Here is a 12,873-nt window from a genome sequence, read left to right on the forward strand (position 1 = left end):
AAGTTTGGCGACTCCGGTATACGCCGGTAAACCAGTCCCTGCAACCCTTCCAGCAATTTCCCCTCAAATTATCCCGGACAGCAGTGCGCGGAGGCGGGAACCCAAGTGTGCTCGCGACGACGCTGCGCTCGATCTATCGACTACGCAGACTAACTTAGGTTCCCGCCTCCGCGGGAACGACGTTTTTACGCTGTTTGTTCAAGCGAACTTGTCCAGCATCGCTGCCAGGTGGGCGGCGCGGGCGCGCGCGTCTTCGAGGTCGGTGGCGTCGCCGGTCTGGGTCAGGATCGATGAAGTCAGCAGTTGCACGAACGAGCGGTCGAGCGCCTTGCGCGCCGCCGCCATCTGCTGTGCGACGGCGTCGCAGTCCGACGGCGAGTCGGCCAGCGCGATCAGTTTCTGCACGCCGCGCAGCTGGCCTTCGATCCGGGCCAGCCGGTTCAGCAAGTCCTTTTTTTGCTGCGCGCTGAGGGCCTTGCCCTCGACGATCCGGAGCGGGCCCTCGACCATCTCAGGCCACCTCGTGTCCGCGCGCGGCGCGCAGGATGCGGAACCAGTCCTCGCGTTCGAGCTCGAAGCTGGCGCCCAGTACTGCCTCGCGGATCGCCGCGATGCGTCCGCTGCCGGTGAGCGGGATCGGCCGGCAGGGCAGGCGCATGATCCACGCGAACACCACGCTGCAGAACGGCTTGTCCATGCGCTCGGCCACGTCCTGGATGGCCTGGCGCAGCGCGGCGCCGTGTTCATCCTGCGCGCCGAACAGGCGGCCGCCGCCCAGTGGCGACCAGATCATCGGCGCGACGCCCAGGTCTTGCAGGCCGTCGAAGGTCTCGTCGAACATCGGCGCGGTGTGCAGCGGAGAGAACTCGACCTGGTTGGTGGCCAGCGGTATGCGGCGATTCAGCGACTCGAACTGGTGGCGCGTGAAGTTCGACACGCCGAAGTGCAGGACCTTGCCGTCCTGCTTCAGGCGCGTGAAGGCCGCGGCGATCTCGTCGAATTCCATCAGCGGATCCGGACGGTGGATCAGCAGCAGGTCGAGGCGGTCGGTGCCCAGCTTGCGCAGCGACTCCTCGGCCGAGCGCATGATGTGGCTGGCGCTGGTGTCGTAATGCTGGATCGTGTGGCCGGGATGCTTGTCCGATAAAAGCTTGATGCCGCATTTGCTGACCAGTTCCATGCGGTCGCGCAGCGACGGTTGCGCGCGCAGGGCTTCGCCGAACAGCTCCTCGACGCCGTAGTTGCCATAGATGTCGGCGTGGTCGAAGGTTGTCACGCCCAGCGCCAGGCACTGTTCGATGAACTCGACCCGCGCCGCCACCGGCATATCCCATTCGACCATGCGCCACATGCCGGCCACGATGCGCGACAGTTCGAGGCCGCCCTCGCGCGTCGGAATGCGGGGGAAGAGGAGTTCGGCGGGCGCTTGCGGCATCGGAGTTCTTTCGTGATGACTGGATAGCATGATTATAGCGGGCCGAAGCCCGCACCGCGTCAGCCGCCGCGCATGAAAAAAGCCCGTCCGGCGTGACGCGCGGACGGGCTTTCTGGGATCAAGCGCGGGAGATTACTGCATCCACAGACGCATCGAATCCCAGGCGCGACCAAAAATGCTCGCTTCCTGCACTTCTTCCAGCGCCACCACCGGCAGCACCAGCAGCGGCTTGCCGTCCACGGTCATCTTGAGGGTGCCGACCTGGCCGTTCAGCGCCAGCGGCGCGACCAGCGGATCGCGGCGTTCCAGCACCGGCTTGAGCTTGCCCGCCACGCCTTTCGGCACGGTCACCAGGATGTCGCGCGTGAAGCCGATCTTGACGGTCGATTGCGCGCCCTTCCAGATCGATGGGGTCTGGATCGCCTGGCCTTTCGAGTACAGCTTGACGGTGTCGAAGTTCTGGAAGCCCCAGTTCAGGAGCTTCTGGCTTTCCTGCGTGCGCACGTCGGTCGAGCTGGTGCCCAGCACCACCGAGATCAGACGGCGTTCGCCGGTGCTGCCGTTCGGACGGCGCGCCGAGGTGATCATGCTGTAGCCCGAGGAGTTGGTGTGGCCGGTCTTCATGCCGTCCACGGTCGGGTCCAGCCACAGCAGGCGGTTACGGTTCTGCTGGGTGATCTTGTTATAGGTGAACTGCTTGATCGAGTCGATCTTGTACAGCTCCGGGAAGTCGCGGATCACGTGGGCGGCCAGCTGCGCCAGGTCGGCCGCGGTCGAGTAGTTGTTCGCGTCCGGCAGGCCGTGCGGGTTGGCGAAACGGGTGCCCTTCAGGCCCATGCGCTGCGCTTCGCGGTTCATCAGGGTGACGAAGGTGGCTTCGTCGCCCGCCACCGCTTCGGCGATGGCCACGGCAGCGTCGTTACCCGACTGGATCATCAGGCCATGCAGCAGGTCGTCGATCGAGACCGGCACGCGCGGATCGATGAACATCTTCGAGCTGCTGGAGTCGACCTTCCAGGCACGCTCGGACACGTTCACCATCTGGTTCAGGCTGATGCGCTTGTCGCGGATCGCGACAAAGGCGACGTAGGCCGTCATGACCTTGGTCAGCGATGCCGGTTCGATGCGCATATTCTGTTCTTGCGAGGCGATGACCTGGCCGCTCGTCGCGTCGAGCAGCAACCACGATTTGGCGGCGATGGCGGGCGCGGGCACGGTTTGCGCACTGGCCGAGACCATCACCAGGCTGGCGGCGAAGGCCGCTAACAGTTTTTTCATGGGGAGAATTTCGTCATTAAAAAGGTAGGGCGGTGTTAAAGCGCAAGGCAATGTCCCGAAGGAAGCATTGCCTCAAGAGAAGGGAATTATTATAGGGGACTGTGACGACTAAATGTCACGCCGCCACAGTTGAATCACGAGATTTTTAATGTGGCCGAGCTTGCGATGGAAGAAGTGGTCGGCGCCTGTAATGACGGTGACAGGCAGGTCGAGCGGTCGCGCCCAGTCGAAAACTTCCTTCAGGGTAATAGTGTCGTCCAGTTCGCCGTGAATCAGGATGGTGTCTTGCGGCACTTCAGGCATCGGCCATTTGCCGGCCGCCGTGCCAACCAGCACCAGGCGCTCGGCCGGCCGCCCCTCGGCCGCCAGGCGCAGCGCGAACTGCGCCTGCACGAAGGTGCCGAACGAGAAACCGGTCAGCGTGATCGGCAGGTCCGGATATTGTTCGCGCATATGCGCATACATGACGGCCATGTCGTCGACCTCGCCCCGGCCTTCGTCGTGCACGCCTTCGGATTCGCCCACGCCGCGGAAATTGAAGCGCGCCGCCGCATAGCCGAGCGTCACGAAGGTGCGCGCCAGCGTCTGGGCAACCTTGTTTTCCATGGTGCCGCCATACAGCGGATGCGGGTGCGCCACCAGGGCGACGCCACGCGGCGCGCCGTCAGGCAGGTCGAGCAGGCATTGCATCTTGCCGGCGGGGCCGTCGAGTTCGAATTTGTGCGAATGGATGTTCATAGAGCGTCTTGTCGGATCAGATCTTGAGGCGGTCGACGACCTTGCCGCCGACCAGGTGGGTGTCGATGATGTCGTCGATGTCATCGGTGTCGACGTAGGTGTACCAGGTGCCTTCGGGGTAGACCACGAGCACCGGGCCTTCCTCGCAGCGGTCGAGGCAGCCGGCCTGGTTGATGCGCACCTTGCCCTGGCCGCTCAGGTCCAGTTCCTTGATGCGTTTCTTGGCATGCTTCTGCGCTTTTTCGGAACCGCACTTGCCGCAGCTCGGGCGCGCGTCCTTGCCCTCGCGGATGTTCATGCAGAAAAATACATGATGCTTGTAAAACTGCTCGTCATTCACTTGATCGTTCATGTCGTTCTCATTGGAAAGAGTGGCATGGCGTCGCGCCAAAGCGCCATCATACAAGCTCTTATTGCCGATTGAGTTTATGCGAGGGCAGCAGCAAGAACCACAGAGCAACGAAGGGCCAGGCCAGCGCCAGCCCCTGGGCCGCGCCATTGAAGTTGAGGAACTTGCCTTGCACCCAGCCCTGCAGGGTGGACGAGAAATACGGGTTCACCGGGATCGTATTGACCACCACCAGCGCCAGGATCAGGGTCACGACCGCCAGCCGGCGCTGCGCCACCTGCGGCGCGAACACCAGGCCAGACAGCATGATCAGGCCGATCAGGAAGCCGCCTTCGGCGCCCGGCGTGACCCAGACGAAGGCGTTATCGGGCCTGAACAGCAGGGAGCTGGAGAACGCTTTCACGACCAGTGCGCTCGCCAGCAGGGCCAGCATGAGCCAGAAGCGCGGGGCGCCGCGGCGCACCAGGCACATCAGGGTGAGGGCGGCGCCGGTCATGCCGCAGGCGGTGATGATGGTCTCCGACAGCCAGTACTGTTCCACGCTCATGGTGTCGCCGCCGGGACGCAGCAGGGCCACCAGGTCGATCTCGGTGTCGAACCAGGACGACATCCAGCCGGACAGGATCGGCAGCACCTGGCCGTGGCCGAACAGATAGCTCTGCGGGTAGATCTGGGCCAGCGGCCACATGGCCACCAGCACCAGGCCCTGGCTGGCGTGCGGCGCGAACCAGCGCTGGCGCAGCTTGAACAGGCGGCTGCGGTCGAGCAGGCCTGGGGCCCACAGCGCGCCGAGGATGGCGCCGATGAAGCAGCCGCCGGCATTGGTGACGAAGTCGAGGTTCGACGGGACGCGGCTGGGCAGGTAGGTCTGCACCGCCTCCATCGTGCCGGTGGTGAGCAGGCCGGCGAGCGTGGCCAGCAGCACCGCCCACACGCCGCGCACGCGCGGATACATCGACAGCACCAGCAGCATGCCGAACGGGATGTAGCCGGCGATGTTGACGCCGGCGTCGAAGCCGGTCCAGTAGCGCTGCTTGACCAGGTTCAGGAAGGCCAGCGGCGAGATGCCGCTGTCGCGCCAGCCGGTGAACGGGAACCAGCTGGCGTAGACGATCAGGAGCAGATAGGCCAGCAGCGCGGCGCGCACGATGGGCGAGCCGCGCGAGCGGCCGGCGGCGACGTCTGCCGGGACTTCCGCTTCGGTCATTTGCCTTGGGTGTCCAGCGACGCCAGCCAGGCCAGGAGGTCGGCCGCCACCTGGTCGGTGCCGGTGGCCAGCGCCGCCACGCCGCCGGCGGCGTCCTGGCTCGGCGCGGGCGCATTGCGGTGGAAGCTGCGCTGGTCGACCAGGCGGTGTTCCTGGAATACCGAGGCGCGCAGCATGATCTGGCCTTCACTCTGGCCGGCGCTGGCAAAGGCGTGCACGAAATCGTCGATCTCGATGCGCAGGATCGGCACGCCGGTGGCGGCGTCGGTGGCCGACAGCACCTTCATGCCCGACTGCGCCAGGCGCGCCTTGATGCGCTGGGTGACCAGGCTGACCGGGGTCGCGCTCCAGCGGCTGTTGGCGTAGGTGCGGGCCTGCTGGGCATCGGCGTAGTTCAGGCGGTAGAACATGCGCTCTGTATCGAGGGTGGCCGGGCCGGTGACGTCCATCACCACGATAGCGGCAGGTTTTGGCGCAGCCGCCGCCTGCATGGCAGGCGCCACGGGGCCGAAGTCGAAAATCGTATTCGACGTGCGTTCCTTGCTGGCGCAGCCGGCCAACAGCAGGGAACAAGCGATAGCGACGGCAGCGGAAAAGCGAAGGGGTTGACGATTCACTGTGGTCCTCATTTGGTCGGTGGCGCGTAGCCCGGCTCGCCGGGGCCGGGCGCGTCGCCCGGGGTGCCGAACAGGATGCTCTGCGGGCGATCGGAGAACGAGTTGGCGGTGCGCCGCACCGCGCGCAGCGAGGCACGCGCCTCGTCGGTCATCTGCACCACATGCGGCAGGGTCTCCAGTTCCAGGTGGCTGGTGGCGGCGCCGAGCGCGCCGATGGTGGTGTTCAGGCGCTCGATCGGGCCGTCCGGCGCCTGCAGGCGGGTCGCCAGCTGGTCATAGTTGCGGGTCATCGAGGTGGCGCTGGTGGCCAGGGTGTCGACCGAGTCCATGCTGCGGTTGACCTTGTTGACAAGGCCGGGCAGCTGGTCGAGCACAGGATCGAGGCGCTGTGGAATGGCGGCGTAGGCGTCGGCGGCGCGGTCGACGCTCTCGAAGGCGCCGACCATCTTGGCGCGGTTGTCGTCGCTCAGCAGCTCGTCGAGGCTCGCGGTCACTTTCTCGGCTTTCTCGAGGATCGCCAGGCCGCGGTCTTCCAGCTGGTCGAGCAGGCCCGGACGCAGCGGGATGCGGGCGATGCGATCGCTGCCGGTCGCCATGCGCGGCGAACCGGTGCGCTCGTCGTCGAGCTGGATGAAGGCGATCCCGGTCACGCCCTGGTAGCCGAGGGTGGCGAAGGTGGTGCTGGTGATCGGCGAGGCGGCATCGACCGACAGGCGGATCAGGATCTGGCCGGTGACGCGCGGGTCGAAGATGATCTCGTCGACGCGGCCGATCTCCAGGCCGCGGTAGCGCACCGTGGCTTGCGGGTTCAGGCCGGGGATCGACTGGGTGGTGACGATCTCGTAGGGCACCAGCTCGGTCTTGTCGCGGTTGAACCAGAGGCCGATCAGGACGGTCGCCACCAGCAGCGCGATCGTGAAGATGCCGGTCATCAGGGCATGTGACCTGTTTTCCATAACTATCGATTCTCCGATTCATGCTGGGCGTGGCGTTCGTCGAGCACTTCGAGCGCCCGCTGGCCGCGCGGGCCCAGGAAAAAGTGTGTGATGAAGGGATGCTCGACCTGCAGCACGTCGCACGACGGTCCCACCGCCAGCACGTGCTTTTCGGCCAGCACCGCGATGCGCGAAGACAGCGCGAACAGGGTATCCAGGTCGTGCGTGACCATCACCACCGTGAGCTTCAGCTCGCGGTGCAGGGTCTGGATCAGGGTGACGAAGGCGTCCGACAGGTCGGGGTCGAGCCCGGCCGTCGGCTCGTCCAGGAACAGCAACTGCGGCTCGAGGGCCAGCGCACGCGCCAGCGCGGCGCGCTTGACCATCCCGCCCGACAGGTCGGCCGGCATCTTGTTGGCGTGCTCGGGGCCCAGGCCCACCATATTCATCTTGAGCAGCACGGCGTCGCGGATCACGTCCTCGGGCAGGGAGCGCAATTCGCGCATCGGCAGCGCGATGTTGTCGAACACGCTCAGCGCCGAGTACAGCGCGCCCTGCTGGAACAGCATGCCCCAGTGGTTGCGCATGCGCTGTAGCTGTTCGGGCGAGGCCGCGCTGATGTCCTCGCCGAACACGTGCACGCTGCCCTGCGATGGCCGCTCGAGGCCCAGCATCTGGCGCAGCAGCACGGTCTTGCCGGTGCCCGAGCCGCCGACGATGGTGAGGATCTCGCCGCTGTAGATCTCGAGGTTCAGGTCCTGGTGCACCACCGTGCGGCCGAATTTGGTCCACAGGTTGCGGATCTGGACCACCGGCGCGCCGACTTCCTCGTCGGGGCGCAGGTTCAGCTCTTGCTTGCGGGGTTGTTTGGAATCCGGCATCTAGAAACCCGTACCGCTGAAGATGATGGCGTACACCGCATCGGCCAGGATCACCACCGTGATCGCGGTGACCACCGAGGTGGTGGTGCCGCGGCCCAGGCTTTCGGTGTTGGGCTTGATGCGCAGGCCGTAATGGCAGGCGATCAGGGCGATCAGCACGCCGAAGGTCGCGCCTTTGAGCAGGCCAATGGTGTAGTTCACGAAGGGCACCGCGTCCGGCAGCTTTTGCAGGAAGTAGCGGAACGACATGCCCATCTCGATCTTGGCCGAGACCATGCCGCCCAATAGGGCCATGGCGTCGGTCCAGACCACCAGCAGCGGCATCGAGATCGCCAGCGCGATCACCTTGGGCATGATCAGGCGGTAACCGTGCGAGACGCCCATGACCAGCATGGCGTCGAGTTCTTCGGTCACCCGCATCACGCCCAGCTGGGCGGTGATCGAGGAACCTGAGCGGCCGGCGACCAGGATCGCGGCCAGCAGCGGGCCCAGTTCGCGGATCACCGCCATGCCGAGGATGTTAACGAGATATGCGTCGCCGCCGAACATGCGCAGCTGCTGCGACGACAGGTAGGACAGCACGATCCCGATCAGGAAGCCGACGATGGCCGTGATGCCCAGCGCCTGGAAGCCGGAATGATAGATATTGGCCGAGATCTCGCGCCACGGCCCGCTTTGCGGACGGCGCAGGAAGCGGCCCAGGTCCTGGATCACGATGCCGATCAGGCCAATGAAGCTGCGCAGGTGCTCGAAGAAATTCAGGATGCCGGCGCCCAGCTTGATTACCCAGTCGAAGGGACTGGTGCGGTGGCGCGGCAGCTTGATGTGGCTGGCCTCTTCGATGCGCTTGAACAGGTCTTCCTGGCGCGGGTCGAGCTTGAGGCGCTTGGGACGCTTCTTGTTCCAGGTGTTCCAGAACATCTGGGCGCCGATGTGGTCGAGGCTTTCGACGCCCGACAGGTCCCATTCGCAGGCGCCCTTGTCCTTCAGGCCGGCCAGCTGGCGCGTGATGCCTTTGAGGACGCCGCGCTGCGACAGGCCGTGGACTTGCCAGACCCCCTCGGCAATGACGGATTGGCCGGCTCCCTGGCCGGACTGTTGAATGGTTAATGTTGGCGCATTTTCAATCCGCATTGCGCCAGTGTAAAAGAGAATCGTTAGTGTTGCCAGCCACGATCCTCTTGCGTGCTTGCCCGGTCACGCGGCCAGATGGCGGACCTGGCGCGCCGGCGTCACCGCTTTTGGCGTATCCGCCGGCTGCTTCACGGGGCGGGGCGGGGCGTCGACCTTGCCGGCATAGTCGCTGGCCAGCAGCACCGCCGCCTCACCGGCATCCATGCCGCACCTCTGCAGCCACTGGGCCACCAGCTTGGCCAGGCGGTCCAGCGCGATGCGATGGGTGGCGTCGGTATGGGCATAGATCCAGTCAGAGAAGGCCATGAAGTTGTCGAACGGCGTCTCGCCCAGCAGCACCGGGATGGTGTTGGCGAAGCGGCCCGAGTTGGCCACCAGGTCCCAGTAGCGCGCAAAACGCACCAGGCGCTGCATGGTGGCGAAGTCGATCTTGTTCGTCGCCAGCACGGTATAGGGCGGGTAGGGATCGTAGACCATGCCGAATTCCTGGGTATGGCGGATGATCGGCGTGCCGCGCAGGCGCTTGAGGATGCCGAACTGGATCTCTTCGGCGCCCAGGCTCACCAGGTGGTCGAAGCCGCGCGCGAAGCTGGCCACGTCCTCGCCCGGCAGGCCGGCGATCAGGTCCACGTGCAGGTGTGCGGTGGAGTGCTGCGTCAGCCAGCGGATGTTCTCGGCCGCTTTTTCATTGTTCTGGCGGCGGCTGACGAGGGATTGCACCTCGGGGTTGAAGCTCTGGATGCCGATCTCGAACTGCAGCGCGCCGGCCGGGAATTTGACGATGGTCTCCTTGAGCGCTTCCGGCAGGTGGTCGGGTACCAGCTCGAAGTGGGCGTAGACCGGGTCGTTCGGCGCCGCCTCGATCTTGTCGAGGAAGAACTGCATGATGCGCAGGCTGGTCTTGACGTTCAGGTTGAAGGTGCGGTCGACGAACTTGAACAGGCGCGCGCCTTTCTGATACATCGTCTCCATCTCGGCCAGGAAGGTATCCAGGGGGAAGGGCCAGGCCGTCTTGTCCAGCGAGGACAGGCAGAATTCGCACTTGAACGGGCAGCCGCGCGAGGCTTCCACATATAAGGTGCGGTGGGCGATGTCTTCTTCGCTATATAAGGAGTAGGGCAGGGCGATGTCTTCCATCGGCGGCTGCACGCCCGCATGCACCTTCATGATCGGCTTGGGGCCGTCCAGGATCTCGCGGCACAGCTTGGGGAAGGTGACGTCGCCCCAGCCGGTGACGACGTAGTCGGCCAGCTTGACGATTTCCTGCTCGCCCGTCTCGTGCGAGACTTCCGGGCCGCCCAGGATGATGGTCAGATGCGGCGCCACGCGCTTGAGCATGGCCACCAGGCGGGTGGTCTCTTCCACGTTCCAGATATAGACGCCGAAACCGACGATACGCGGCGCGTGCGCCAGGATACGCTCGACCAGGTCGGTGGTTTTGGCGCCGATGACGAATTCCTGGATTTTCGTCTGCTCTTGCAGCGGGCCCATATTGGCCAGCAGGTAGCGCAGGCCGAGCGAGGCGTGCGTGTAGCGGGCGTTGAGGGTCGAGAGCAGGATCGTCATGGCGGGGAGCAGGAGGGGCGGCGGGAAAGGCGGTATTTTACTTTGATCACAAGCACTTGCCTTTATATAGAAGCGTCTCTCTGGTGTGTTTCTGTGGTGTGGCGGCCAATAACGCTGGCGCTTGGCAGGATTGCTTGTTAGAATGCTCGCCGGAATTCAGGAAGCCTGTTGCCCAGTAGAGGAACAGTTTTCCAGCAAGTTATGCCTGATGACCATAGCAAGTCGGTACCACCCCTTCCCATCCCGAACAGGACCGTGAAACGACATTGCGACGATGATAGTGCTGCAACCAGTGTGAAAGTAGTTTATCGTCAGGCTATTCAATAGAGAGAAAGCCCACCAGATGTCTGGTGGGCTTTTTTGTTTTCTGGCCTTGTTTCTGGTCTTGCCTAGCGCCAGGACCTTACGACGCCGATGCTGCGGGAGCGGCGATCGCTTCCAGTCGCGCCAGGATATCCGCCGACAGCACCAGCTGCGCCGCCGCCAGGTTTTCGCGCAGGTGGAGGAGCGAGGAGGTGCCCGGGATCAGGAGGATGTTCGGCGAACGCTGCAGCAGCCAGGCAATCGCTACCTGCATGGGCGTCGCGCCGAGCTGCGCCGCGACGGCCGACAGGGCATCCGACTGCAGGGGCGAGAAGCCGCCGAGCGGGAAAAACGGCACGTAGGCGATGCCTTCGGCAGCCAGCGCATCGATGAGTGGGTCGTCATGGCGGTGCGCCAGGTTGTACATGTTCTGGACGCAAGCGATCGGCACGATCCGCTGCGCCTCCCTGACTTGCTGGATCGAAACGTTGCTCAGGCCGATAAGGCGGATCAGGCCGCGCTGGCGCAGCCCGGCCAGGGCCTCGAGCTGGGCTGCGAGCGAACCTTCCGCCGGCTTGAGCGGATCGAACATGGCGCGCAGGTTAACTACGTCCAGTGTCTCCAGGCCCAGGTTGCGCAGGTTGTCGTGCACGGCTAGTTCGAGTTCCTGGGCCGAGAAGGCGGGCAGCCAGCTGGCGTCATCGCCGCGGCGTGCGCCGACCTTGGTAACGATCGTCAGGTCATCGCGGTAGGGGTGAAGCGCTTCGCGGATCAGCTGGTTGGTGATGTGCGGGCCATAGTAATCCGACGTGTCGATGTGGTTGACGCCGAGTTCCACGGCTTCGCGCAGCACCGCCCGCGCGGCATCGGCGTCTTTCGGAGGGCCGTAGACATGTGGGCCAGCCAGTTGCATGGCACCGTAGCCGAGGCGGCGGACTGTGCGGTTGCCGAGTGTGTAGGTGCCGGCTTGATCGATCGTGGTGGACATGGTGTCACTCCTTGTTGGGTTGGCGCGATCAAGATAAGTCGCGGCGATCTGTGTGACAATCGGGTGAAATCCACACGGGCTGTACGAAAAAACGAACAATGAAAATTGAACTGGGGGATCTATCCGCCTTCGTCGCGGTTGCGCGCGCCGGCGGCTTCCGGGAGGCTGCGCGCGCAACCGACGGCAGCGCTTCCGGATTGAGCGAAGCGGTCCGGCGCCTCGAGGCGCGGCTGGGCGTGCGCCTGCTGAATCGAACGACGCGCAGCGTTGTACCGACGGAGGCCGGCAGCAGCCTGTTGGCGCGCCTGGATCCGGTGTGGAGCGAGATCGACAGCGCCCTCGACGTGGTCAATGGCTTTCGCGATACGCCCACCGGCACCTTGCGCTTGAATGTCTCGATGAGTGCGGCGCGGCTGGTGCTGCCGGCCATCGTACCGGCGTTTCTTGCCAGGTATCCAGAGATTCGCCTGGAAGTCGTGGCCGAGGAGAGCTTCGTCGACGTGCTCGCGGCCGGCTGCGACGCCGGCATCCGCTACGAGGAGCGGCTGGAGCAGGACATGATTGCAGTGCCGATCGGTCCGCGCACCCAGCGCATGGCGGCCGCGGCGTCTCCCGCGTGGCTGGCCCGCCATGGGATGCCCGGGCATCCACGCGAGCTGGCGCCCGGCGCATGTATCCGGGCGCGCTTTGCCAGTGGCGCGATGATCGATTGGGTGTTCGAGCGGGGCGGCGAGACGGTGACCATCGAGCCGAGCGGGCAGTTGCTGGTGCAGGTGGGTGGGGCGCTGGACCTGGCGATCGACTCCGCCGTGCAGGGATTGGGGGTGATCTATTTGTTCGAGGATTGGTTGAAGCCATATGTCGAGCGCGGGGAGCTGGAGCCGGTGCTGCAGCCATGGTGGCCGCAGTTCTCTGGCCCTTATCTGTACTACTCGGGTAGGCGGCTGGTGCCGGCGCCGCTGCGGGCCTTCATCGACTTCATCCGTAACGACGCGGTTTCGTCACAAAACTGAAAAATAAGGTGTTGACGAAGCTCAGCAGGACGAGCATAATCTCATTCCTCTGCTGCTGACGAACAAAACGATTCGACGCAAACAGCAGATGATGCAGTACCGAACCCTCGGCGGGAGCCGCGTTCTTTAAAAATTAACAGTCGATAAGTGTGGGCGTTTGATGAAGGTGCCAAGAACTTCGGTTCTTGATTACTTAAATTATCAAATGTTCACAAAAAAGAAATACGTTGTCTCAGCAATGAGATAGCGGTCAGTATTTTGAGTGAGCGACCCCTGCAGCAATGCAGGGTGACTCGAAAGAGTCAACAAACAGAGATTGAACTGAAGAGTTTGATCCTGGCTCAGATTGAACGCTGGCGGCATGCTTTACACATGCAAGTCGAACGGTAACAGGGAGCTTGCTCCGCTGACGAGTGGCGAACGGGTGAG

General features: G+C 64.3%; 13 protein-coding genes and 2 rRNA genes. 3 read left to right on the plus strand and 12 right to left on the minus strand.

The genetic code is table 11. The features are described from left to right. Positions 1 to 198: 198 nt before the first annotated feature. The 11 genes from FVD38_RS26020 to FVD38_RS26070 all read right to left on the minus strand — a co-directional run bounded on the left by FVD38_RS26020 (position 199) and on the right by FVD38_RS26070 (position 10,140). The gene (locus tag FVD38_RS26020; RefSeq protein WP_123068602.1) at positions 199 to 510 is read right to left on the minus strand and encodes a metal-sensitive transcriptional regulator; all 312 of its coding nucleotides are present in this window, start codon (positions 508 to 510) and stop codon (positions 199 to 201) included. Between the two features lies 1 nt (position 511). Then, positions 512 to 1,435 carry an aldo/keto reductase gene (locus FVD38_RS26025; RefSeq protein WP_147937453.1) on the minus strand — a complete coding sequence of 308 codons (924 nt, stop codon included), beginning with the start codon at positions 1,433 to 1,435 and terminating at the stop codon, positions 512 to 514. A gap of 132 nt (positions 1,436 to 1,567) precedes the next feature. Further along, the gene (locus FVD38_RS26030; protein WP_123068604.1) at positions 1,568 to 2,713 is read right to left on the minus strand and encodes a D-alanyl-D-alanine carboxypeptidase family protein; all 1,146 of its coding nucleotides are present in this window, start codon (positions 2,711 to 2,713) and stop codon (positions 1,568 to 1,570) included. Positions 2,714 to 2,821: 108 nt separating this feature from the next. Then, positions 2,822 to 3,451: an alpha/beta hydrolase gene (locus tag FVD38_RS26035; RefSeq protein ID WP_123068605.1), complete on the minus strand. Its 630-nt coding sequence runs from the start codon at positions 3,449 to 3,451 to the stop codon at positions 2,822 to 2,824. Between the two features lie 16 nt (positions 3,452 to 3,467). Further along, a complete protein-coding gene (locus tag FVD38_RS26040) occupies positions 3,468 to 3,803 on the minus strand; it encodes a (2Fe-2S) ferredoxin domain-containing protein (RefSeq protein ID WP_187271718.1) in 336 nt (111 codons plus the stop codon). A gap of 58 nt (positions 3,804 to 3,861) precedes the next feature. Beyond that, complete coding sequence (locus FVD38_RS26045) at positions 3,862 to 5,007, minus strand: VanZ family protein (RefSeq protein WP_123068607.1); 1,146 nt, start codon at positions 5,005 to 5,007, stop codon at positions 3,862 to 3,864. Further along, positions 5,004 to 5,624 carry an ABC-type transport auxiliary lipoprotein family protein gene (locus FVD38_RS26050; RefSeq protein ID WP_308617240.1) on the minus strand — a complete coding sequence of 207 codons (621 nt, stop codon included), beginning with the start codon at positions 5,622 to 5,624 and terminating at the stop codon, positions 5,004 to 5,006. Before FVD38_RS26050 ends, FVD38_RS26045 begins: the two co-directional genes overlap by 4 nt. Before the next feature lie 8 nt (positions 5,625 to 5,632). Further along, a complete protein-coding gene (locus FVD38_RS26055) occupies positions 5,633 to 6,580 on the minus strand; it encodes an MlaD family protein (RefSeq protein WP_147937455.1) in 948 nt (315 codons plus the stop codon). Positions 6,581 to 6,582: 2 nt separating this feature from the next. Then, entirely contained in the window at positions 6,583 to 7,440 is an 858-nt protein-coding gene (locus FVD38_RS26060; protein WP_123068610.1) for an ABC transporter ATP-binding protein, read from the minus strand. Further along, positions 7,441 to 8,574, minus strand: a complete 1,134-nt coding sequence (locus FVD38_RS26065; RefSeq protein WP_147937456.1) for an MlaE family ABC transporter permease — start codon at positions 8,572 to 8,574, stop codon at positions 7,441 to 7,443. It lies immediately after the preceding gene. Between the two features lie 63 nt (positions 8,575 to 8,637). Continuing rightward, positions 8,638 to 10,140, minus strand: coding sequence for a B12-binding domain-containing radical SAM protein (locus FVD38_RS26070; RefSeq protein WP_147937457.1), 1,503 nt, complete (start codon positions 10,138 to 10,140; stop codon positions 8,638 to 8,640). Between the two features lie 204 nt (positions 10,141 to 10,344). Here FVD38_RS26070 and rrf point away from each other — a divergent pair. Next, positions 10,345 to 10,457, plus strand: a 5S ribosomal RNA gene (gene rrf / locus FVD38_RS26075). 86 nt (positions 10,458 to 10,543) lie between these two features. Here the strand turns inward: rrf and FVD38_RS26080 are convergent. Continuing rightward, positions 10,544 to 11,431, minus strand: coding sequence for an aldo/keto reductase family oxidoreductase (locus FVD38_RS26080; protein ID WP_147937458.1), 888 nt, complete (start codon positions 11,429 to 11,431; stop codon positions 10,544 to 10,546). 98 nt (positions 11,432 to 11,529) lie between these two features. Here FVD38_RS26080 and FVD38_RS26085 point away from each other — a divergent pair, with 98 nt between their 5' ends. Both FVD38_RS26085 and FVD38_RS26090 read left to right on the plus strand, forming a co-directional pair. Next, on the plus strand, positions 11,530 to 12,444 hold the full coding sequence (locus FVD38_RS26085) for a LysR family transcriptional regulator (protein WP_147937459.1): 915 nt from the start codon (positions 11,530 to 11,532) through the stop codon (positions 12,442 to 12,444). Positions 12,445 to 12,762: 318 nt separating this feature from the next. Continuing rightward, positions 12,763 to 12,873 (plus strand): 16S ribosomal RNA (locus tag FVD38_RS26090); the annotation flags it as partial.

The sequence above is a fragment of the Massilia arenae genome (genome assembly GCF_008014745.1).
GTDB classification, from domain to species: Bacteria; Pseudomonadota; Gammaproteobacteria; order Burkholderiales; family Burkholderiaceae_D; genus Telluria; species Telluria arenae.

What these genes read in the sequence shown, in the direction of transcription:
- FVD38_RS26020 (WP_123068602.1), bottom strand. Translation starts at nt 510, where the DNA reads ATGGTCGAGGGCCCGCTCCGGATCGTCGAGGGCAAGGCCCTCAGCGCG.
- FVD38_RS26025 (WP_147937453.1), bottom strand. Translation starts at nt 1,435, where the DNA reads ATGCCGCAAGCGCCCGCCGAACTCCTCTTCCCCCGCATTCCGACGCGC.
- FVD38_RS26040 (WP_187271718.1), bottom strand. Translation starts at nt 3,803, where the DNA reads ATGAACGATCAAGTGAATGACGAGCAGTTTTACAAGCATCATGTATTT.
- FVD38_RS26045 (WP_123068607.1), bottom strand. Translation starts at nt 5,007, where the DNA reads ATGACCGAAGCGGAAGTCCCGGCAGACGTCGCCGCCGGCCGCTCGCGC.
- FVD38_RS26060 (WP_123068610.1), bottom strand. Translation starts at nt 7,440, where the DNA reads ATGCCGGATTCCAAACAACCCCGCAAGCAAGAGCTGAACCTGCGCCCC.
- FVD38_RS26085 (WP_147937459.1), top strand. Translation starts at nt 11,530, where the DNA reads ATGAAAATTGAACTGGGGGATCTATCCGCCTTCGTCGCGGTTGCGCGC.
- FVD38_RS26065 (WP_147937456.1), bottom strand. Translation starts at nt 8,574, where the DNA reads ATGCGGATTGAAAATGCGCCAACATTAACCATTCAACAGTCCGGCCAG.
- FVD38_RS26070 (WP_147937457.1), bottom strand. Translation starts at nt 10,140, where the DNA reads ATGACGATCCTGCTCTCGACCCTCAACGCCCGCTACACGCACGCCTCG.
- FVD38_RS26030 (WP_123068604.1), bottom strand. Translation starts at nt 2,713, where the DNA reads ATGAAAAAACTGTTAGCGGCCTTCGCCGCCAGCCTGGTGATGGTCTCG.
- FVD38_RS26080 (WP_147937458.1), bottom strand. Translation starts at nt 11,431, where the DNA reads ATGTCCACCACGATCGATCAAGCCGGCACCTACACACTCGGCAACCGC.
- FVD38_RS26055 (WP_147937455.1), bottom strand. Translation starts at nt 6,580, where the DNA reads ATGGAAAACAGGTCACATGCCCTGATGACCGGCATCTTCACGATCGCG.
- FVD38_RS26035 (WP_123068605.1), bottom strand. Translation starts at nt 3,451, where the DNA reads ATGAACATCCATTCGCACAAATTCGAACTCGACGGCCCCGCCGGCAAG.